Origin of the sequence: Bryobacter aggregatus MPL3, assembly GCF_000702445.1 — a bacterium.
Taxonomy (GTDB): domain Bacteria; phylum Acidobacteriota; class Terriglobia; order Bryobacterales; family Bryobacteraceae; genus Bryobacter; species Bryobacter aggregatus.
Genome location: NZ_JNIF01000004.1, coordinates 192,802 through 214,641 on the forward strand (window position 1 = coordinate 192,802; position 21,840 = coordinate 214,641).

A 21,840-nucleotide genomic window follows, 5' to 3' on the forward strand; every position below is an offset into this window, starting at 1 on the left:
GATGCCAAGCTACCGGCGTATCGTCTTGAAACTTTCGGGCGAGGTCATGGCCGGGCCCCAAGGCTTTGGCATTGATAACGACACCGTAAACGCTTTTGCTCAAGAGATCTCCGAGGTACACAAGACAGGCGTTGAAATTGGACTGGTAGTCGGCGGTGGAAACATCTTCCGGGGTGTGAACGCCGCCGCTAAGTCCATGGATCGGGTGGCAGCAGACCATATGGGGATGCTGTCTACGGTCATCAATGGTCTGGCCCTTCAGGATGCTCTCGAGCGTGCCGGTTCGCCCACGCGGTTGATGACGGCCATCCAAATGCCCTCTGTGGCAGAGCCGTATATCCGCCGCCGTGCGATCCGCCATCTCGAAAAAGGCCGTATCGTTCTCTTTGCCGCTGGCACCTCCAACCCCTTCTTCTCTACCGATTCCGCTGCTGCGCTCCGTGCTCTTGAAATCCACGCCCAAGTCCTGGCGAAGGCCACGAAGGTCGATGGAGTCTATGATAAAGACCCAATGAAGCACGATGATGCGGTGCGGTATTCCACAATTTCCTACACCGAGGTTCTCTCCAAAGGGCTGCGCATCCTCGATGCGTCTGCCGTCGCCATGTGTCGCGATAATGGTCTTCCGATCTCGGTGTTCAATTCCAACATCCGTGGCAATATAATGCGAATGGCTCTTGGAGAGCAAATCGGAACTCTGATTCACGAAGTCAAATGAGCGAAACATTTACAACTACCAAACAGATTGAGACCAGTGCGAAAACCCGGATGGAGAAGGCACTCGCCGATCTCGCGCATTCGATGAGCACGGTCCGCACCGGACGCGCCAATGCGAACATGCTCGAAGGTGTTCGTGTCGATTACTTCGGCACGCCAACGCCGGTCAATCAGGTCGGCACGGTAAGCGTTCCTGAAGCAGGCTTGATCACGATCGCCCCCTGGGATTCCTCAATGATCGGGCCGATCGAGAAGGCCATTCGCAACGCCGAGCTCGGCGTCAATCCGTCCAACGATGGCAAGCTGATTCGTCTGCCGATTCCGCCGTTGAACGAAGAGCGGCGCAAGGAGCTGGCGAAGAAGCTTCATGGTATGGCCGAAGATCATCGTGTTGCGTTGCGCAATATCCGCCGCGATTCGAACGATCAGGTCAAGAAGCTGCTCAAGGATAAGGCGATCAGCGAAGACGATGAAAAGCGCTCGCTCGACGAGATCCAGAAGCTGACCGATGCTTCGATCAAGAAGCTGGATGAGGCCGCGAAATCCAAGGAAAAAGAAATCATGGAAATCCGTTAAACAGCGCTTCTTAAGATGGAAAAGGGCGGCGGAACCCATGGGTTCCTGCCGCCCTTTTAATTTGATGAACTCGACAGAAAGGCTTCCGCAACTTCTCGCCAAAGTCACTGCAGAAGCCCTCTGAGCATCCGATCCGCAATGTTTTCCACGCGAATCGTATGAGTTCCAATATAAGACTACATTGGTCCTATCGTCAATAGATTCTGCAAATAATTTGCAGCTGGCTTAGCGTTGGGTGTAATTGCGCTCGTAGTAATCGCGATAGCTGCCGCTTTTCACGCGCGCGACCCAATCGCGATTCTGCACATACCATTCGATGGTGGACTGCAGCCCAAGTTCAAAATCCATCTCGGCGCGCCACCCGGTTGTCTTCTCCAGCTTCTCGCTGGTGATCGCATAGCGGCGATCGTGTCCCGGACGGTCCTTCACCGTTTTCATTAACGATTCCGGCTTGCCCGTGATCTTCAGAATCCGGTGCACCACCTCAAGATTGGCCAGAGCCCGGCTGCCGCCGACGTTATACACTTCACCTGGCTCACCCTTGGCCAGCACGGCATGGATCGCCCGGCAGTGGTCATCAACATAAAGCCAGTCCCGCACTTGCATTCCATCGCCATAGATCGGCAGTGCCTGATCCTCGAGTGCATTGGAGATCATCAGCGGAATCAGCTTCTCAGGAAACTGGTAAGGCCCGTAGTTGTTCGAGGCACGTGTCACCATCACTGGAAAGCCAAAGGTCTTGGCGTAGCTCAGGGCCAGCAGGTCGCTGCCTGCTTTGGAGGAAGAGTAAGGGCTTGATGCGATGAGAGGATAGCTCTCATCGGCGTCCAGAGGCTCAGGAATGCTCCCGTAGACCTCGTCCGTTGAAACATGCACATAACGGCCAATCCGATGCCTCTTGGCCGCTTCCAGTATCTGGAAGCTCCCCATGAAATTTGTCGACACGACGGGTTCGGGCGAAAGGATACTGCGGTCGACATGGCTCTCGGCGGCAAAGTGCACCACGGCGTCCGGACGATGTTCCACAAAGGCGGCATCTACCGCTGCGGCATCGCAGACATCGGCTCGTACAAAGCGGTAGCGCGGATTGCCTTCGATCGTCTTCAGATTCTCGAGATTGCCCGCATAGGTCAGCTTATCGAGGTTGACGACGCTGAACTCCGGGTGCGCATCCATCGTCAAGCGGATAAACGCCGATCCGATGAATCCGGCTCCCCCAGTCACAAGAATTTTCATTTGAATTGGGTTTCCCAGTCGTAGGCGATCGAAGAGTGGTTATAAACGATCCGGCCTTCGTCCGCTGGATTGTACTGGCGATCGGTCACATAGACCAGCATGCCGTTTTCGGGGCTCACCACCTTATAGCCGTGCCCGACGCCCGGTGGAATGATGATCTGCAGCGGCTTCAACCCGCCGCAGTAGATCGTATTCTTCATCCGGAAGGTCGGCGAGTCTTCCCGCAGATCAACCAGCCCCACTTGAAAGACTCCCATCACCGGCACCCAGAAGTCCGTCTGGTGCCGATGATAGTGGAATGCCTTAATCGTGCCTGGATAGCTCAGCGCGGCAGACACCTGTGTGGTTGCCGCGGGGAACTGCGACACCAGTCCTTGCCCAATGCGGGCCACCTCGAGGAAGTAGCCGCGGTCATCAGGAAAAATCGGATAAGGGGAGATTTCTACACCAGCAATGACGCCCTTGTCAGTGGTGGCGCGCACGATGGCGCCGATGCCTGGGGTGTTTGCTTCCGCCCACAATTCCGGCATCAGGATTTTCGGTTCACTCATTGTTTGTTTTGGGTTTGCGCGACGAGATTAGCCGCACGAAGGAGCGACTCAAAGGTGCCAGCGTCGGTCCACCAGCCATCGAGAAAGTCGTAGGTCATCGTGCCTTCGCGAATATAGAAGTTGTTGACGTCGGTGATTTCCAGCTCGTTGCGATCGCTCGGAATCAGGCGGTTCACCTTGTCAAACACGCTGCCGTCGTACATATAGATTCCGGTGACGGCGTAGTTCGATTTCGGGCGCACTGGTTTCTCTTCGATGCCGACAATCTTGTCGCCACGCATCTCGGCCACGCCAAAGCGTTCGGCGTCCTGCACCTCTTTCAGCAGGATCTTGGCGCCCTTCTCCTGCTTGCGAAACGCATCGGCGGCGGCGCGAATGTCCTTCTCGATGATGTTATCGCCGAGAATCACGCAGATCTTGTCGCCATCGGCAAAGTGCTCAGCCAGGCTGAGCGCATCGGCAATCCCGCCTTCGCCATCTTGGTAGGCATAGTTCAGGTGTTTCAATCCGAAGTCTTTTCCGTTGCCTAAAAGGCGCAGAAAATCTCCGGAACTCCGTCCACCTGTAACCACCATGATCTCGTCGATGCCCGCTGCCACCAGCGTTTGCACCGGGTAGTAGATCATCGGCTTGTCATAGATGGGCATCAGGTGCTTGTTGGTGACTTTGGTGAGCGGGAACAATCGGCTGCCCGTGCCGCCCGCTAATACGACGCCCTTCATTTCCGTTCCATTATAAGGGATGCCCTTTCTGCTCTTACTGCTCGTTTCGATTTCTCTTCACGGACAGTCCATCCTCTCTGTCTCCCCCTCAGGCAATGGCGCCGGTTTGGAGCCACTCATTCGTGTCCAGTTTTCTGGTCCGATCGATCCCAACACGCTGCGGGATCGCATCTCGATCGAATGGGGAGAACCCCAGCAGACCGCCGGCTTTAGTACCTACCCCACTGGCTACCGGATGCCGATTAATCAGGTGGCTTGGGATCCGGCAACGAACACGGCCTACGTGAAACCAGACGAAGCACTCGAGCACGATCGCAATTACACCGTACACATATCGAACTTCCTCACGGACCATGTCACCCACTTCCACACAAAGAATGTTACGTCGACGATCCTGGCTCGGGATCTTGGTCCTGCCGGTTCGCTGCGCCCGCTCTCGAATGGAATCATCGATCTCAACGAAGTGCAGTCCATCTCGCTCCTCAACCAGACCAGTGCTGATGAGAAGGCCACGCTCTCCGAGACTGCCTTCCCGGTGCCGCCTGCATTTCTGAGTACGCTCGGGCTCCGGCGCATGGCCTTCTTCCGCTATGAGAGTCCCCGGGGAGACACCGTAGATGTCCATGCCTGGATTCCCAATTCCCCTGCGCCGCGGGGAGGTTATCCGGTTGTTTTGGTGGGACACGGACTGACGGACCATCGCTTTTCCGGACCCACCATCATTGCTTCTTCCGTGATTGCCAAATCTGTCGTCCTGTCGATCAATGCTGTTGGCCATGGTTATGGGCCTGCTTCGAAGATCCGTTTTGACACAAAGAGTGGCGAAACGATTCTTCTCCCTGCTGCGGGGCGGGGAATCGACCTCAATCACGATCAGGTGATCGCTCCCGGCGAAGGCTGCATCGTGATGACAGGGGAGCTGCCGGACTTCATCGATCGCTGCTTGCGCGAGACCGCGCTCGACTATCGAAAGCTGGTGCGCGAGATCCAACAGGGCATCGACCTTGATGGGGACGGCACGAGCGATCTCGACCCGAACAAGATTCAATACATTGGCCAGTCCCTCGGTGCGATGTACGGGACGATCTTGCTCGCCATCGAGCCTGGCATTGAAGCCGGAGTTCTCAATGTCGGGGGCGGCAGCACGATTGAGACGGCCCGCACCAGCACAGTCTTACGCCCCTTGTTGCAACAGTATGTTGCCGCGGTTGCTCCTGCTCTTGCCGATCTTCCCGATCCTCTGACGGCCCGCTACCAACCCGCACAGTTGCTCACGGACCCCAGGAGTGGCCCCTATCTCGAACTCCTCGATCGCCTTTCCACCGCTGGAACCGAAGCCGCGCCCGCCTCCTTTGCGCCCTTCCTCAAGCAGGCCACGCTCTATGGCAATCCGATCAAACGTGTTCTCTTCCAGTACGCGTTGGGAGATCAGTACGTAGCGAATTCTGCCAATGGTCAGCTCATCCGCGCGGCCTTTGAATATGATCTGGTCTCGCTCTACCGGCATGATCTTGCGAAGAAAGCGATTCCTTCTCTTCCCGGCGATCCGCACATCTTCCTGGTAGGTTTTGCTGATTTCTCGCAGCCTGGTTCCTTGTTGATCGCTTTAGCCAGCCTTGCCCAGGCAGGCGCGTTTCTGGATTCTGGCTTGCGTGAGGTTCCGGATGTCAATGCCATTGTGCGAGGCTACTTCGGCACGAATCTATTTGAAGTTCCGTCTTTCATCCCATAAGATCGACGGAGAAAAGGACGGAACCACATGCTTCACATCCGGGAACTCTTCTCTTTTGGGTTGTTGCTAGCCGCAATTGGATTCTTTGCCTCACACTGGCAGGAGCTACCCAATCGGGTTCCAATTCATTACGGCATCTCAGGAGAGCCAGATCGATGGAGTAGTAAAGACTCGCTCTGGATTCTCCCGGTCGTTACGCTCGGTGCCTATCTGCTCCTCACGCTTTCGATTCGCTTTCCCTTCCTGATCAACTTGCCTTCTGGGGTCGACCGCGAGCAACCGGAAGTGAAAGCCATCCTGCCATCGATGATGGGCGTGTTGAAGCTTGCCTTGATGATGATTTTGGGCTACTTGATCTGGGCGTCCGTTCAGACAGCGATGGGACAAGCAAATGGACTCGGCCGGGCTTTCCTGCCCGTCTCTCTGCTCCTGATTGCCGTCCCAATCCTCTACTATTGGCGCCTACTCAAGCCCTATCGGAAATAGCGGCAATGAGCAAAACGCCAACTGCATAGGCCGTGAGATCAAACATACTGAAGCTTGTTCCCACGGCGCGTCCGATGAGTTGCCAACCCAAAGCCGGACTCTGAACCCAAGCAGCTGGAAGACCAGTCAACTGAAAGCACTCGATTGCAGTCATCAGACTCATGGAGCAGAGTGCATTGGGCCAGACGCCCAGGCGGAAGCAAGCGCCCAGCAGCAGAAACACCATCGCTGCATAGAGCGCATCTCCAAGATACTTATCCCAAAGCACCCAACCGATTGGCATCACGCGCGAGAACAGACCGAGAGCAACAACCCCCAGGATCCATCCCAACTTCAGCCTTTGAGCCAACGGTCGAACCAGGCAAAGGCGTCCTTCTGCATCGGGGCATCAAACTTGTGAGGCCCATCGTAGAAGTTCGCCTTGTAGTGATCCGATGCACCTGCCTTCCGGTAGACCTCGCGAAGAATGCGATCGGCGTGTTCCATCTCCGAAAGTGTGAAGAGCTCGTCCTGGCGGTTGTTGAGCACCAGAATCGGATTCGGCGCCCCGAGTCCTAGGATCTCCGGGTAGTCGAGTTCTTTGGGGAGGCCAGGTACATAACACATCCAGGTATGCGTATAGCTTTTCTGCAGAACGTAGTCGGCCCAGGTTGTCATCATGCCGGCGCAGCACGAGCAACGAATCCGCTCGTCTGCTCCAGTCAGCATGACAGTGCGCAGCCCTCCGCCTGAGAGGCCAGCGCAACCCAGCCGCGTCGCATCCACATCGGGTCGCGAGGCGAGATAGTCCAGCGCCCGCTGATCATCAGAGACAAAGACTCCAGGCCACGTCATACCCGCGCTGAACAAACTCTTGGCAATCAGATGCTCGTGAGCTCCGGCGAATTGATTGTATTTCTGGATCTCTTCAGGGGACTCTGGATTCTCCTCCACAAGATTGTTTCGGATCTTGCCGGGAAGATCCGCGAGCCGCATCCGCCGGCTTCCGAACGTAAAGGTATCGTGCACCAGCACAACATAGCCACGGCGTGCGAGTTCATTCGCCCAAGCCAGACCGCCATAGTAATGATTCTGATGCTGGATCATCAAGGGATGCGGGTCCTTCGACATCCGCGTAATCTTACGCAGGCCGAAATACTTATTGCCGCCATGATCATGAAGCGCAACCACGCCCGGAAGCTTACCAGTGGCTTTGGCAGGCTTTAAGATAAGCGCTTCCGTCGGCGGGCCATAGGGCAACTGCCAGTGCAGATGTTCGATCGCGAGCCCGTCGAACTCAAGGCGGTGCTGCACCACGGCGATAGGAGGCGGCGATGCTGCGGGCCCTAAAAGCAGCTCGCGATAGCGAGCCCGCGCCACTGGCCTCCACGACTCGACATTCTGAAAGATAGGCTGACGGAAAGAGAGCCGTGGTGGATCGGGCAGCGATGCGGCTGCCCAGTCTCCGTATGCGCCAAGCATATTGAGTGTCATGATCTTTAGTCGTCGCTAAAGATACTACCAATCGCACCCAACGGATTGCCTTGGTCGCCACCCGACGCGGATCGTGAGCCGCCGAGTTCGCGGCGCATCTTCTCGAGAGTCATCGATTGGATGATCGCCCGTCCAGGGCCTGTCAGTGTGGCGAGGAACAATCCCTCGCCGCCAAAGATGGCGGTCTTGATCCCACCAGCCAACTGAATGTCATAGTTCACGCTTTCTTCAAACGCGACAATGCAGCCGGTGTCCACCTGCAGCGTCTCACCCGGCCCCAGTTGGAAGTCGACAAAGTCGCCGCCCCCGTGAATAAAGGCCAGGCCCGGTCCAGTTAATTTCTCAAGAATAAAACCTTCTCCGCCAAAGAAGCCCGAGCCTAGTTTCTTGACGAGTGCGATGTTCAGTTGGACGGTGGTCTGCGCGCAGACGAAGCTTTCCCGCTGCACCAGAATCGATTCCCCTGCTTTCAGGTCGAAGGCTTGCACCTTCCCCGGATAGCTGCCGGCGAAGCCTACTTCTCCGTTGCCATTCGAGCGGAAGTAGGTCATGAACAGACTTTCGCCCATCAGCTTGCGTTTGACCGCGCCCCAGATCTTCGAGCCGATGCTGTTGCCTTGCATCTTGGTTTCCCAATGCACATTCGCAGTTTTGTAGACCATTCTGCCGGCCTCCGCGTAAAGCTCCTGACCGGACTTCAGATGGCATCGAATCACCTGGAGGTTGTCGCCTTGAATCGCATAGTTGAGGGGCTCCTGAGAGAAGCTCCCGGGTGTGCTAAAGCTGGTAGGAATTGGTCCCGCCATCGCGTTCCCGCATTTCGGGCAAAATCTCGCCGCATCCTCAATTTGTGCTCCGCAGTTTGTACAAAAGGCCATACAGAATGAATCCTACTAGAAGTACGTTGCAGCTGGCTTTAAAAGTTCCCCTCTTGTGTGCTCTGCTTGCCAGTGCTCTGTCCGGCAGAAGTTCTAAAGACATCTGCGGTACTTATCCGGAGCGGGCAAAGGAAGAACTGCTCCGCGCCAAGCTCAATGTCGAGCGCCGTCAACTCGAGTCTGCCCTTCGCAAGATGACAGGGTTTGCGGCGACGGCTGAGCCGCGAGGCGCCGCGCGAGACATTGGCAATATTGCTGTTCTCGAGGAAGACGCTGGAATCATCAGCCGACGCAATCTGTTCAACCTGAATCAGATGCGATTGCGATTCATTCCATCTGCCGCCAGCTATCGCGTTGAGATGGCCGCGTCTGATTACAACGAGCAGGAACAGGTGCAAGGCCAGGTCCTGCAGGCGATGGACGACGATGACACCCGTCTCTTGGACCTCAACTTTTCCTTTCCCTACTTCGGGAAGAGCTACACAAGCGTCTTTGTGAATACGGATGGAAATCTGAGCTTCCTCGAAGGGGATGCCACCTCACGCGACCGTGGCTTGGGCCGGCTTCTCAGCGGCCTCCCTCGTATTGCTGCGCTCTTTGCGGATCTCGATGTCTCTCGTGCGGGCTCCATCAGTGTCTATCGTGCTGCCGACCGTTTCGTTGTCACCTGGTTTGCGGTTCCTGAGTATGCTGATTTCGGCATCGGGCCGCAAAACACCTTCCAGCTTCGCTTGTTCGCCAATGGCAGCATCGAGATTGCATACCAGGACATTCGTTCCACCGCAGCAGTTGTCGGCATTTCAAGCGGGGTCCTGGGGCAATCGAATGTGGTGAGTCTCAGTGCTTCTTCCGGTCTCAGTTTTACGGGTTCGATTGCGGAACGTTTCACGGCGCTGGAAGAGCTGGATACCGTCTCGGCGGCGCAACGGTTCTATGAGACCCACGAAGACTCCTACGATTACCTCGTCTTCTATAACGCGCTCGGCATCAATGCTGGCTCTGGCGTGGTTGCTTATGAAGTCACAACTCGCAACCACCGCACAGGCTATGGCGACCTGCTGGTGGATGTGGGGGCCGACTATGGCAGCCCAAGCCGCCTGCAGGCCATTCTCAACATGGGACCGCTCTCACAATATCCAACCGACCCCAATGGGATTCTGCCGGCGCGGTTCAGTTCGAGAGACACGCCCGTGACGGTCTTAGCTCATGAAGCGGGCCATCTTTTCCTTGCCTTTGCGAGTGTGCGCGACCCCAACAATCCCTCCTCCTTCCCCATGCTGGGGCGTCAGTCCGCGCATTGGAGCTTCACCTTCAACAGCGAAGCAAGTCTTCTCGAAGGAGAACGCATTCTGGACAAAGGTCCCGGCGTCTCGCCCCGTTTTGAAACCATTGCGGTGACCGAACAATACTCTCCTTTGGACCAATACTTGATGGGCTTCCGTCCGAAACAAGAAGTGCCCCCTCTGTTTTATGTGGCGAACTCTGGAATCAGCACGATTGTGCCCCCGGCCCCCCAGGTTGGCCGTAGTTTTGATGGTGTTCGTCGCGATGTGAGTGTCGATGAGGTCATTGCCGAAGTTGGCCGCCGCACTCCAGACGATACTGTGAGTCAGCGCAAATTCCGCTTTGGCTTTGTCCTCATTGTTCCCCAAGGCTTTACCATCGATGCCTCCTGGCTCACACAACTCGAAAACTACCGCAGCCACTTTGAGAACTTCTACGCAAAAGCCTCGGGGCAGCGCGCCACTGCGGACGCTTCTTTGAAGAAGAGCGTTCAAATGAGTCTTTGGCCGGCTGCTGGCGTGGTGCTGGGCCAAACGAGCAAAGCCAGAATCCGGCTTGCGGCAGCCGCAGACACGGCGCGTCTTTTCACGTTGCGCTCTCGCAGTGGTCTTGTGGGAATTCCGGCATCCCTCTCGATCGCAGCGGGCCAAACAGAGGCCGAGTTTGCGGTCCAAGGGCTTGCGGAGGGAGTCGACATCATGGATGCAGTGCCTGCGGATGCAAACTACGAAGCGACCGAGGCGCGGGTCCAGATTCTGGCCGCCGCCAAAGATCTAACGCTCGAAGTAGTGAGCGGAGACGCGCAGATCGCAAGCACAGGGCCTCTGCCGGAACCCATTGTTCTGAAGCTGACTGACCTCAACCGGCTCCCCTATCCAGGCGTCCAAGTGGTGGCGAAGCTGGAGGGTGCTGGCAGCGTAGAGCCTGCCACGGCGATCACCGACGTAGAGGGTGTGGTTCGCTTCCGCTGGACTCCTGCGGCTCCTCCTCGTAACAGGCTCCAGTTCACGCTCGACGGTGTGGCGAGCTCAGAGCTTTCCGCCACCGTCACCGCGCTGGGGAAGCCTTTCTTGCTGAGTACGGCTGTGGGCAATGCTGCTTCCTTTGCGGCGGGCCTCACTCCTCGAAGCCTTCAGACGATATTTGGCGCGAACCTCGCGGGAGGGGCGACGGTTGTTGCTCCTTTTCCATGGCCGGGCCGGATCAACGATGTTGAGGTGTTGGTGAATGGCCGTCCTCAGCCGCTGATCTATGTCAGCGATAGTCAGATCAACTTCTACCTTGCGGATGCGATCAGTGGTACTGATGCTGGCCTCACCGTCAACACTGCGCTCGGTTCGAGTGGGGAACTGCGAGTGCCGCTTGCAGAGTTGCAGCCTGGCATCTTTTTCAATCCCAGTACGGGGGAGGGAGCCATCCGCAAAGGCACAGGGTATCTCGAGATCTATGCAACCGGACTCGGTCCTGTCGAGCCCCGCGAAGGGCTGCAGTATGTCACCTCTCCTGTGGAAGTTACGATCAACGGCGCGAAGGTGGAAGTATTCTATGCGGGACTGGCGCCCGGCTATGTCGGCCTCTATCAAGTCAATGCCGTGCTTCCCGCCGCAGCGGCAATGGGCGCGAAGGTGCAGCTTCAGGTTCGAGGTATTCCAAGCAATGAGGTGAAGCTGCCCTAAGAGACTGTCACTACTTTGAGATGTTTTCGGCTGGCCTCATCGCCCGAAGCCCGCAAGCAATATCGATCGGATGTGAGCGATGCAGAATGAGTCTTCGGTTGATGGGCGCAGCGGAGCTTGGATCTGCGAGAGGGATGCAACGGGCTTCGCTGCATCGTGAGGTCCGAATCGGGTACATAGCTAACACTTTTGGCTGGGGGGCGAAGCGCCTGATGGCCCGGAAAGAGACCCGTGTGAAGGAACAGCGAGAAGAGTTCATCGCGGATTGGTTGAAGCAGCAGTGAAATGTAAGGGAGCCTTGCGAGCGGTACGGGATCGCTCCGAAGACAGGCTATCAGTGGATAGAGCGGTTTCGGGAAGGCGGCAAGCCGCGGCTGGTGGACCGGTTCAGGGCGAGGCTCGAGCAGAGCGCAAAGACGAGTGCCGCGCTCCGGAGCACTCGAAGCGGCGGCGGGGACAACCGCAGGCCATCGGCTGCGCCGATGGGGCATGTAGCTCAAGCGAACCAGCTTTGGTGCACAGATCTGAAGGGATGGGATCGCTGCGGCAACGGCGAGACGTGTTTTCCATTGACCGTAGATGATGGGCGGAGCCGCTATCTTCTCTGTTTGACGGTGTGACCGCGAACGACAACACATGAGTGGCCGAAGCCATATTATGAGCGAGTATGGCTTGTCGGAGGCGATGCGCCACGACAATGGACCACTCTTCATTACGCCCACGTTGGGCGGGCTTGGACCGCAGGCCGCGTGGCTGCAGGAACTGGGGATCCAGATCGAGAGGATACGGCCTGGCAAGCCGCAGGACAACGGCCGGCTGGAGCGCTTATATGGAACCATCCAAAGCCGAGGAGTAGGACCGTGCCCCAGTCGGTGTGTTGGCCGAGAGCATGTCGCTCGGACCAAACCGCAGTCGAGGCCGCTCAGCAACAGGGCATCGAACTGGAAGTCGTCAAGTTGCCGGAGTCCAAGAAGGGCTGTGCTCTGTTACTGCAGCGCTGAGTAGTCGAACGGAGTTGCGGCAGGCCCCGTTTCCGCCGTCTTGTGCGTGACTTGGAACGCCTTCCCCAAACGCACCTTCCTTTCGGGAGGCTGCTGGATGGTGCCAATCCCAGACGCGTATGGGGCTCTGTCACTTGTATTAGCAGCCACAAGGTGAGAGCGCTGAGGCAAGGAGAGGGCTTGTCCATGCGGCGGAGCTTCCTGAGGTTGTTCCGTCTCAGGAAGCGTTTTGTATGCGGTTCAGAGTGGGTCAGTCCGCCCCTTACCGATTGCGGAGAGGCATGAGCAGGGGCGACGAGGTGCGTCCCTCAATGGATACCGAGAGATTGTAATTCCCATCGGAAAGACCGCGGGGGATCGTTACTGTCGTTTGGAACACGTTCGCTGCGATGCGGTTCACCTTGGCGGTGTAGAGCTGGGTCTCACCCAGATTGACGGCGACCTGATTGCCCCGCAAGGTTGCTTCCGGCAACAGTGTAGGTTCGGTGAAGGTGAGTGTCAGGGTATCGCCGCCATTCGCCGGACGGCCGGTATCGATCGCATAAAAATCCGGTCCTTCCATGCGCTGGATGGTGGGGGCGCCGCCGGAGATGGCAACCAATACTGTATTCACCGTTTCTCCGTCAATGAGAATGCGCAGCAGCGCCAAACCGGCGTTCATCGTTGCTGGAATTTGCAGGCTCACGCGGCCACTGCCGGCTGCCAGTACCGGGATCGCCTGGTCATTGAGGAAGGCGCTGGCATGAGCACTTGCTGCCTCTAAGCCTGCAACGCTCACGATCGCATTGGAGCCTGGATAGACAAAAGGTTGTCCGTTTTCAGCCGTCCACTGGGGATCCGGCTGCAGCGCGGCCTTGCCGAAGTTTCCTGTTCCCGTTTGCACGCTGATGGCATTGACTTGGCGCAAATGATTGAGGCCGGTTTGTACGGTGGCAGTGAAGGTGCCAGGGCTTGCATGTGCTCCCGTCACCACACTGACCCAAAGCTTTGTTGCGGACACGACGCGCAGAGCGCGGACTTGAATGTCACTCGAGCCAAATCCAACGGAAACGTGTCCGTCCTGGAAATGCGCTCCGGGGGCTTCAATCTCAATCACAGACTCACTGCCAATCTTTACCGTTGACGGATTCAATGAGAATGAATTCGCATCGCTATCGGCGTATGGCAATTGAGAGGGGGCGTTGGGATTGAGGAACAGGGAGCTCTGGCCATCGGAGTTCAGTACAATCACGCGACCGACATGGCCAGTCGGGGCGGATGGCGGTACGAAGGTAATTGCTTTGCCGGATTCGTCAACGGAACGAATGGTGGCGGCTTCGCCATCGATCAAGACGCGCGAACTGCTGTTGAACCCGGAACCACTCAGTGTCGCCAGACGCTTGTCTTCTCCTGCTGCACTCACCCAACTGACATTTGCGACCTCTGGCGCCTGCCGTGCCGCCACTTGAATTGCTGACGGAAGCACCCAGGCTTCGGTGCCATTATCGAGCACAAGATGACGTTCGCCCTCACTGAGAAAGCCCGAGAGGAAGAGATCGAAAATGATGTAGTTGTTGCTGAAGCCGCGCACGGAATTGATGGCGGGTGACCCGCCTAAAATCATGGATCGCAGGCCAGCGATGGGTTTCGAGTCTGCGGTGACAAAGCCATAGCCACTGGCGACAAACAAGGGGTTCACCACCAGCGGGGTGATGAAGGCCGGGCGAATCGCAATCGAGTTATTGAAGTAGCTATAGGTGGTCGGATAAAAGAGCGTGGTTGGCGTGGTGCGGCGGTTCACTGCGAAATTAATACCTGCCACCAACTGTCCAGCGGCGACATTGATGGTCTGCGCTCCTTGCGGGTCACGGGTGCCGGGAAAAAACTGCAGGTCGAAAAGATTGTTTGCCGGAATCTGGTTATTTTCCGGATCGCGCGGCGGAATGACATCACCCGGAGTGGCCTGGCCGCTGACCGGTGGCGGAATGGCATGTGTGTAAATCAGGTAGGGTCCGGCAGGAACGCCCTGGATGCGATAAGTGCCATCGGGGTTGGTTAGCGTGTTGACGGCCGTCCCGTTCAAAGACAACACCACGACGCTGGCAAGGTTGACACCCACGCCGTTCTGTGTCACGCGTCCCGTTACGGTGCCAAACAGGCTGGTGAAGTTCTTCGAAGGATAGAGCGTCGAAATTCCAGCAATGTCATCGGCCGCAATGGGTTTGGAGCGCGTGGTGGCCCGGGTCATTTGGGTAGACATCGCCGCGGAGGAGAAGCTGTGCTGCAGACCGAGAGCGTGCCCGAACTCATGGACCGCATTGAGGAAAAAGGCTTCGGAGTAGCTGGGCAATGCCTGATTCATGACATTGCTCAGGTCTTTGCGGAAAACAATCAAGGAGCGGAGAATCGGCGTGAAGGGCTCGGTGCTGGTGGTCGTCTCTGCCTTAACAGTTGGCCCAGCGTACGAAATGATTCCCGGCGGAACCTCGTCGAAGATGATGTCAATGCCAGGGGCGCTTTGCGGGGTGGCGGCAGCGGTGGCGTAGCCACCAAAGTTGAGCCGCAACTCACTGGTGGATACGTCGCTCCAGGTGCGGCTGGCGAGCAGTAACTGGCTCATCAACGCAGTCTGGTTGTCTCCGTCGGCGAGCTTCTCTAAACCATCGGAAATGATGAAGAAGGGAACGGTTTTGTTGACGAGCGCATTGAGATCAAATTTCTCGTAGATCGGTTGCTGGTAACCGGTTTGGTTCGAGTAGCGGACGAAATGATAGTTGGCGGTTGCAGTTGCGGCGAGCAATGCAATCAGGGGGAGCGAACGGGTGAACTTCATCGCGTCCTCGGTCCTAGCTTTGCCGTGATCTCGGACAGTTTCATGCGGATGCCATGGTCCTCCACCCGTTGTCCGCGAGCGTTCAACATCCGCTCATGACTCGCTGTACGGTTGGCGACCAACTCGCCGTTTGCATCCTTGGTGACTCCAAGAAGGCCCTGGCTCAGTCCCATGATCTGCTTCAGACCTGATTTTCCTTGCCAGAGAAAGAGAAGGTATTCCGTATTGCGCTCGAGGCTGGGCGTCCCTTCAATGCTCTGCCGGTACCCCGAGGCGACACCACCCGGAATGGCCACCTGGACTTTTGCTGTCCCGCTTCCCTTCAACCGCTCTTTCACGTTGACTTCGCAGACGGTCCAGATGACAGGAGGGCGATAGAGGTAATTGCAATAGTTGACGGTGCCGCGAACAATCTCAGTGGACTCGTTGATCAAACGGTCGGTCGAGAGTTGCTCGAGCGTCGCTGCGCCGCAAATCATTGCAGCCAGCAGGGGGAGTGTGGATCGGCGAAACAGCATTGTCTTTCCGCAAGCTTCCGGAGCACGTGAGCTTCCGAAGTACAGTGTTGATTCTAAAGCATTTGTTCTGGCTGAGCAACTTTTTGGTGTGGCGGCGCGACACAGAATGCCCCACTCGCTTGTCTCAAGTCGGGGTATGGTGAGAGGAACATGAGGATCTTATCGGCTCTTCTTCTGCTTGTTCTGAGCGTTTGGGGGCAGAGCATTACTGTGGACCGGCTGGGGCGGACGACACCTCGGAGCAGCCTGTTGTCCTTTCTCAAAAGCGCGAGAGACGGCAACTACAACAAGGCCATCCACTACATTCAATTTAGTAAGCAAGAGACTGAAAAAGAAAAGCTTGAGATTGCAAGGCAGCTCCTTTTTGTACTCGACCGGGGCTTTGTGGGCAACCTCGACTCCGTCAGTGCGAAACCGGAGGGGGCGGCCGATGATGGGCTTCCTGGCGATCGCGAGACGGTCGGCGCGGTGGTGGGCGCGGATCAGTCGAGCGAAGTCCAGATGGTACGGGTGATGGAGAATGGGCAGCAGGTCTGGTTGTTGAGCAGTGAGACGGCGGAGATGGCGCCGCAGCTTTTTCCGGAGTTTGGATTTCCTTTGGTTGAAAAGTATCTTCCGAAGGCCATGCTCGACATTCACATTCTGTCGATGCCGTTGTGGGTGCTGGTGGCGATCCTGGCTGCCTTTCCCGTGGCCATGGCGATGGCCTGGGGAATTGCCTGGCTTTTCCTACGGCTGATTCCGAAGAAATGGGAAGTGGCGAAGAGGCCGAGCTTCCCCGTCGTCCTCTTCATTGGCCTTTTGCTGCACAGCATTGTTTCGCAATTTCTGGGCCTTCCGTTGCTGTACCGGGTCTGGTACACCCGGGTCATTATTGTTCTTTGGCTGGCGGCTTGGGTCTGGGCGATCTTCAGCATCATTGGCCATCTGGATCTTCGGGTGCGCGGCTATCTGTTGCGCAATCATTTGAGTTCCACGCAAGCGATGCTGCAGTTGGGACGCCGGCTGCTCCAGATTTTTGTCATCCTCGGCGCGATTCTCATTGGGCTGCGGAGCTTCGGGTTTGACATCACCGCCGCCCTTGCCGGTCTGGGAATCGGCGGCATTGCGATTGCTTTTGCGGCGCAGAAAACGCTTGAGAATGTTTTTGGTGGCCTCTCGCTCCTGAGCGACCAAAGCATCCGTGTCGGCGACAGCTGCCAGTTTGGTGCGGTGTCTGCGACGGTGGAAGACATTGGTCTCCGCGCGACCCGCTTCCGGACGGTGCAGCGCAGTGTCCTTTATATTCCGAACGGACAACTGGCGGCGATGAATATCGAAAATCTTGGCCAGCGCGATCGCATCCTGTTCCGCCATACGATCGGAATCAAGTATGGTCTTTCTCCGGAAGGCCTTTTCCATCTTCTGGAAGACATGCGGTCTCTGCTCGAGAAGGATGAGCGGATTGCACCGGACGGGCGCCGGGTCCGCTTCTTAAAATTGGCGGACTCTTCGCTTGACATCGAGATGTTTGCCTATGTTCTGACCAAGGACTTCCAGCTCTTTCTCCAAATTCAGGAAGAGATCCTCCTTCATGTGATGGAAATCGTGAGGGAACATGGCACAGACTTCGCCTTTCCCTCGCAGACCTTATATGTGGAGCAGGCCAATCTACCCATTCCCCGGTCGCAGGATCCACCGGCTCCTACGGCTTGAGATTCTTCTCAAAGAGACGGAAGATCCGCTTGTACTCATCGGACCAGGACGTGGGTTCGAGGAAGGCGTGGTCTTCCACCGGATAAGAGGCCAGTTCCCAGTTTTCTTTTCCGAGCTCGATGAGCTTTTGCGCGAGACGGACACTGTCCTGGTAGTGAACGTTGACATCCACCATGCCGTGGCAAATGAGCAGGGCACCTTTTAACCCCTGGGCGTGATAGATGGGTGAACTTTTGCGATAGGCTTCCGGATCCTTCTGTGGCTCGTTCAGGATATTCGCGGTATAGCCGTGGTTGTAATGGGCCCAGTCGGTGACGGGGCGTAATGCCGCTCCGGCGGCAAAGGTGTCGGGAGCGGTGAAGAGCCCCATCAGTGTAAGGAAGCCACCGTAGCTGCCGCCGTAGATTCCAATCTTTTTCGCATGAACCCCTTGGGTGGAGACCAGCCAGTTCACGGCGTCGAGGTGGTCCTCCAGATCCTTGCCTCCCATGAAACGGTAGATGCCGGTACGCCAATCCCGGCCGTAGCCGGCGCTCGCCCGGTAGTCGATTTCGAGAACCAGATAGCCGGCTTCCATCAGGATGTGGTGGAACATGTACTCGCGGAAATAATTTGGACTCCACCACTTGTGGACGTCCTGGGTGTAGCCGGCACCATGGACGAAGAGGACCGCGGGCGAGTTCGCTTTCCATTTCGCCGGTTTGAAGATGCGGGCCGGAATCTTCTTTCCATCGCGCGCGGGAATTTCGAGCAGCGGTGTTTCGAGCCACTGGCGCGACAGGAAGTCCGGTGAGGGCGAGGTGGTCAGTTGTTTGCCGTCGACGTAGAGTTCGTCGGGTTTTGTGGTGTAGCTGTAGATGTCGGCCATCCCTTTTTCGTCTGGCGCGAGAGTGACCTGGTGGCGGCCCACAGCGTTGGTCAGTTTGACCTTTTTTCCGCTGGCCCAGTCCAGGGAATAGAAGTGGTGCTCGTAGGGGCTGCCTTCATTGGTGGTGAGGAAGAAGGTTTTTTTGTCGCGGGAGAGATTGAGGTCGAGCACTTCGTAGTTGCCGGAGGTGAGCGGTTTCAAGTCCCCGCCGGCGAAGGGTTGAGTGTAGAGGTGCGAATATCCGGTGCGTTCGCTTTGGTAGTAGATGGTTTCGTCGTCTGCAAGAAAACCCATCCGCGCACTGCCACCAAAGCCGACGATGCCAGGGCCACCGATCCAGGCGTCATCGTGATCCTGGCTGAGGATGCGGGCTTTTGCCGCAGGAATGTCGAGTGCCATGCGCCAGAGATCTTTGTTGTCGGTGGAACGGAGCAGAAAGAGACACTTTTGTGCGTTGTCACTGCAGACGATTCCCGCAGGGGAGACAGTCTTGGGTTTCTCTCCCAGCCCGAGATCGACATTCCGGACTTCGCCTGTCGCCGTATTGATGATGGCGATCCGGGAGCGGGACTGGAGATCGCCGACAAAACTGCGGGAGTCCAGATCTTCCGTATAACCGGATTCCGTTACATAGTTGGGTACGATGGCTTCCTTGGCTCCTTCGGGACGTTCGGTGAAGATGGCGATGACGAACTTGCGATCTCCACTGAGGCGGAGGCTGGATGCGAAATTACGCGGGGCGAGGTAGTGCGGCTTGCGTGGATTCTCGCGGCGCTGGCGGGCCCGGTTTTCTTCCCGGAGTGCGGCCCGTTCTTTGATGATGGCGAGCAGATCCTTTTCTTCCTGTTTGAGAAAGTCCCTGGAACTGAGTTCCTTCTTCGGATCGAGCTTAGGCTCCTCTTCGTCGTTTGCGGGCTTGCCGCTGCGGATGTCGGTGAGTTGCTCGACACTGCCGTCTGACAGGGAGTGGACAAAGAGGTTGCCCGCGCGTTGGTAGGAGATCGCTTTGCCATCGGGGAGGAAGCGCGGTTGCATTTCGATGTCCGTGGTGGCGGTCAGCCGCTTCGCCTGGTCGAGGGTGAAGTCATAGAGCCAGACGTCGCCGGAGTGGATGTAGACGCAACGCTGGTGCGCCAGGTCGGAATCGCAAGTGACCGGAGGGGCGAGCCGGGCTTCTTCCTCGCTGAGTTTGCCCAGATTGCTGCCATCGCGATTCACTGTATAGGTGTCGAGGGGAGAGCGGATGGCGTCGGTGTAGCGCTTCCATTGGAAGTAGAGCTTCTTGCCATCGCCCGACCAGCGAACTCCGCCGGGCGTGTAACCGCTGAAGCGCGGGCCTTGCATGACGGTTTCGATCGTGAGCTTTTGTGGCTGTCCCAGCAGGCAGGTTGTGAGGGCAAGCCAGGCCAAGGTGCGGAGTTTCATGGTTGAGATTTATGGTACCCGGATTGACGTTTTCTACAATGGAAGGAATGTCTTTATCGAACGAAGAGTTTTACCGCATCGCGAAACTGCCGCCCTATGTATTTGCCGTTGTCAATGAGATGAAGGCAAACCTGAGGGCAGCACAACACGATGTGGTGGACTTTGGGATGGGGAATCCAGATGGCGCGACACCGCGGCCAATCGTCAACAAGCTGGTAGAAGCCGCACGCAACCCGAGGAATCATCGCTACAGCATGTCCAAGGGCATTCCACGTTTGCGCGAAGCCATTGTGGAACGCTATGACCGCAAGTGGGGCGTGAAGCTTGACCCCAACAAGGAAGCCATTGCGACCATTGGCGCCAAAGAAGGTTTGGCCCATCTGATGTTTGCCGTGGTGGGACCGGGCGACGTGGTGGCGCTGCCAAACCCCTGCTATCCGATCCACCAGTACGGTGTGACGATGGCCGAAGGCACACCTTGCATTTTGCCGATGAATACGCCGGATGAGTTTCTGAACCGGCTGGAAGATGTCTATCGCAAGGAAGTGAAGAAGCCGAAAGCCGTGTTGATCAGCTTTCCGCACAATCCGACCACTCATACGGTGGAGCTCGATTTCTTCCGCCACGTTTTGAATCTGGCTGCGAAGCATGGATCGATGGTGATCCACGACTTTGCCTATGCGGACCTCGGTTTTGATGGCTGGCAGCCGCCGAGCATTCTGCAGATCGATGGCGCCAAGGAGCATGCCGTTGAGATCTTCTCGATGACCAAGAGCTACAACATGGCCGGTTGGCGTGTGGGCTTTGTGTTGGGCAACCAGAAGATGATCAACGCTCTGGGGCGGATCAAGAGTTATCTGGACTACGGGAATTTCCAGCCCGTGCAGATTGCCTCGATCATCGCCTTGCGTGAGTGCGAAGAAGAGACGCAGAAGATTTGCAACATCTATCAGAAGCGGCGCGATCTTCTGGTGAACGGCCTGAACCGCGCAGGCTGGGCGGTGGAGAAGCCCAAGGGCAGCATGTTCCTTTGGGCGCCGATTCCCGAACGCTTCAAGGCCATGGGGTCACTGGAGTTTTCCAAGCAACTGTTGGAGAAAGCGCTAGTGGCAGTGGCTCCGGGCATTGGCTTTGGCCCGCTCGGCGAAGGTTATGTCCGCTTTGCATTCATTGAGAACAATCATCGGATGCGGCAGGCCTTGCAGGGGATCAAGCATTTCCTAAATAGCTAATGCGCCTGCCGGAGCCCATCCCGCTCACTCAAATCGATGTGGCTCAGATGACCGGGCTACTCGATGAGGAGACCCAGCGCTATCAGGAATGGTATCGCTGGGATTTTCGGGCGACTGCCGAACTGGTGAAGCAACTGGTGGCGACGCGCTCTTTGGGTGGGATGGCGTTGGTGGATGGCGGCCGGGTGGTGGGGTATTCGTACTTTGTGATTGATGATACGAAGGCACTGATTGGCGATGCCTATGTGTGCGATGTGTGGGCGAGCGCAGCCAGTGAGCGCTTGCTGCTGGCGACGACTCTGGAGGCGGTGCGGGAGTTTTCGCAAGTGCGGCGTCTCGAATCACAACCGATGATGCTGCGCTATGCGTACTCCCACCCGAAGGCTGTGCGGCACGAACGGATGTTTCTCGAGGTGCCGCTCGCCGAGGTGCGTTGGCCAAATGGAGTGCAGGAGCCGGCGGGATACAGAATCGAGAACTGGGCGTGGCGGGCGGAAGAAGACGCGGCTCAATTGTTATACCGGGCCTACCGGGGACACATGGATTCCGAGATCAACGATCAGTATCGGGCTCCGGGCAAGTCACGGTCCTATCTGGCGAATCTGATTCGCTATCCGGTGTGTGGGGACTTTTGTCCGGCCGCTTCGTTTACGGTCACGGAGAAAGAAAACGGACAAACAGTGGGGATGGTATTGACGACTGTGTCTGAACAGGTGGGGCACATTGCGCAGCTTTGTGTGGAGTCTAGCGCGCGGGGCAGGGGATTAGGGCGCTTATTGCTGTGGGCGGCACTGGCAAAGTTCAGTGAATTGGGTTGTGAGTATTCGACCTTGACGGTGACGGCGGCGAATGAAGTGGCGATTCGACTGTATAACTCCGCTGGCTATGTCGAGCGGAGCCGGGTGGCCGCCTATGTCTGGCCTGGTTGGCCGTTTTGACAAAGGGCGGACTGCGATCG

17 protein-coding genes and 1 pseudogene are annotated in these 21,840 nt (G+C 57.1%); 9 read left to right on the forward strand and 9 right to left on the reverse strand.

Annotation, left to right across the window (positions count from 1 at the left end):
- The first annotated feature begins 1 nt into the window (after position 1).
- A complete protein-coding gene (gene pyrH / locus M017_RS0120515) occupies positions 2-718 on the forward strand; it encodes a UMP kinase (protein ID WP_031500049.1) in 717 nt (238 codons plus the stop codon).
- On the forward strand, positions 715-1,293 hold the full coding sequence (frr, locus tag M017_RS0120520; protein WP_031500051.1) for a ribosome recycling factor: 579 nt from the start codon (positions 715-717) through the stop codon (positions 1,291-1,293). Before pyrH ends, frr begins: the two co-directional genes overlap by 4 nt.
- Positions 1,294-1,518: 225 nt before the next feature.
- On the opposite strand, the gene rfbB is transcribed toward frr, so the two are convergent.
- Genes rfbB through M017_RS0120535 form a run of 3 tightly spaced genes read right to left on the reverse strand, consistent with a single transcriptional unit; the run spans position 1,519 to position 3,802 of the window.
- On the reverse strand, positions 1,519-2,529 hold the full coding sequence (gene rfbB / locus M017_RS0120525) for a dTDP-glucose 4,6-dehydratase (RefSeq protein ID WP_031500052.1): 1,011 nt from the start codon (positions 2,527-2,529) through the stop codon (positions 1,519-1,521).
- Positions 2,526-3,080 (reverse strand): dTDP-4-dehydrorhamnose 3,5-epimerase family protein, encoded by a 555-nt coding sequence (locus M017_RS0120530; RefSeq protein ID WP_080508048.1) that lies wholly within the window; start codon positions 3,078-3,080, stop codon positions 2,526-2,528. Before M017_RS0120530 ends, rfbB begins: the two co-directional genes overlap by 4 nt.
- Positions 3,077-3,802, reverse strand: a complete 726-nt coding sequence (locus M017_RS0120535) for a sugar phosphate nucleotidyltransferase (RefSeq protein WP_031500055.1) — start codon at positions 3,800-3,802, stop codon at positions 3,077-3,079. Before M017_RS0120535 ends, M017_RS0120530 begins: the two co-directional genes overlap by 4 nt.
- Positions 3,803-3,821: 19 nt before the next feature.
- Here M017_RS0120535 and M017_RS0120540 point away from each other — a divergent pair, with 19 nt between their 5' ends.
- Together M017_RS0120540 and M017_RS28045 are read left to right on the forward strand one after the other, a co-directional pair.
- Positions 3,822-5,534: an Ig-like domain-containing domain gene (locus M017_RS0120540; protein ID WP_031500057.1), complete on the forward strand. Its 1,713-nt coding sequence runs from the start codon at positions 3,822-3,824 to the stop codon at positions 5,532-5,534.
- 27 nt (positions 5,535-5,561) lie between these two features.
- Positions 5,562-6,020 carry a DUF1648 domain-containing protein gene (locus M017_RS28045; RefSeq protein WP_051670668.1) on the forward strand — a complete coding sequence of 153 codons (459 nt, stop codon included), beginning with the start codon at positions 5,562-5,564 and terminating at the stop codon, positions 6,018-6,020.
- Here M017_RS28045 and M017_RS0120550 read toward each other — a convergent pair.
- From M017_RS0120550 to M017_RS0120560, 3 genes are read right to left on the reverse strand one after another with little or no spacing between them, the layout of a single operon-like run.
- Complete coding sequence (locus M017_RS0120550; RefSeq protein WP_051670669.1) at positions 6,001-6,351, reverse strand: DUF2809 domain-containing protein; 351 nt, start codon at positions 6,349-6,351, stop codon at positions 6,001-6,003. The genes M017_RS28045 and M017_RS0120550 overlap by 20 nt on opposite strands.
- 2 nt (positions 6,352-6,353) lie before the next feature.
- A complete protein-coding gene (locus tag M017_RS0120555; RefSeq protein ID WP_031500061.1) occupies positions 6,354-7,493 on the reverse strand; it encodes a dienelactone hydrolase family protein in 1,140 nt (379 codons plus the stop codon).
- A 5-nt stretch (positions 7,494-7,498) separates the two neighbouring features.
- Positions 7,499-8,371 carry a TIGR00266 family protein gene (locus M017_RS0120560; RefSeq protein WP_080508049.1) on the reverse strand — a complete coding sequence of 291 codons (873 nt, stop codon included), beginning with the start codon at positions 8,369-8,371 and terminating at the stop codon, positions 7,499-7,501.
- A 53-nt stretch (positions 8,372-8,424) separates the two neighbouring features.
- Here M017_RS0120560 and M017_RS0120565 point away from each other — a divergent pair, with 53 nt between their 5' ends.
- Positions 8,425-11,331 carry a hypothetical protein gene (locus M017_RS0120565; RefSeq protein ID WP_031500064.1) on the forward strand — a complete coding sequence of 969 codons (2,907 nt, stop codon included), beginning with the start codon at positions 8,425-8,427 and terminating at the stop codon, positions 11,329-11,331.
- Between the two features lie 299 nt (positions 11,332-11,630).
- Positions 11,631-11,951: pseudogene (locus M017_RS30810) on the forward strand (transposase family protein); the annotation flags it as partial.
- Between the two features lie 643 nt (positions 11,952-12,594).
- On the opposite strand, the gene M017_RS0120575 reads toward M017_RS30810, so the two are convergent.
- On the reverse strand, positions 12,595-15,144 hold the full coding sequence (locus tag M017_RS0120575; RefSeq protein ID WP_031500069.1) for a matrixin family metalloprotease: 2,550 nt from the start codon (positions 15,142-15,144) through the stop codon (positions 12,595-12,597).
- Positions 15,141-15,662 (reverse strand): hypothetical protein, encoded by a 522-nt coding sequence (locus M017_RS0120580; protein ID WP_031500070.1) that lies wholly within the window; start codon positions 15,660-15,662, stop codon positions 15,141-15,143. The genes M017_RS0120575 and M017_RS0120580 overlap by 4 nt, the downstream gene beginning before the upstream one ends.
- Positions 15,663-15,812: 150 nt before the next feature.
- Here M017_RS0120580 and M017_RS0120585 point away from each other — a divergent pair, with 150 nt between their 5' ends.
- Positions 15,813-17,357, forward strand: coding sequence for a mechanosensitive ion channel family protein (locus M017_RS0120585; protein WP_031500072.1), 1,545 nt, complete (start codon positions 15,813-15,815; stop codon positions 17,355-17,357).
- Here M017_RS0120585 and M017_RS0120590 read toward each other — a convergent pair.
- Complete coding sequence (locus M017_RS0120590) at positions 17,347-19,650, reverse strand: prolyl oligopeptidase family serine peptidase (protein ID WP_031500074.1); 2,304 nt, start codon at positions 19,648-19,650, stop codon at positions 17,347-17,349. The genes M017_RS0120585 and M017_RS0120590 overlap by 11 nt on opposite strands.
- A gap of 47 nt (positions 19,651-19,697) precedes the next feature.
- Here M017_RS0120590 and M017_RS0120595 point away from each other — a divergent pair, with 47 nt between their 5' ends.
- On the forward strand, positions 19,698-20,882 hold the full coding sequence (locus M017_RS0120595) for an aminotransferase class I/II-fold pyridoxal phosphate-dependent enzyme (RefSeq protein WP_031500076.1): 1,185 nt from the start codon (positions 19,698-19,700) through the stop codon (positions 20,880-20,882).
- Complete coding sequence (locus tag M017_RS0120600) at positions 20,882-21,820, forward strand: GNAT family N-acetyltransferase (protein ID WP_031500078.1); 939 nt, start codon at positions 20,882-20,884, stop codon at positions 21,818-21,820. Before M017_RS0120595 ends, M017_RS0120600 begins: the two co-directional genes overlap by 1 nt.
- Positions 21,821-21,840 lie beyond the last annotated feature (20 nt).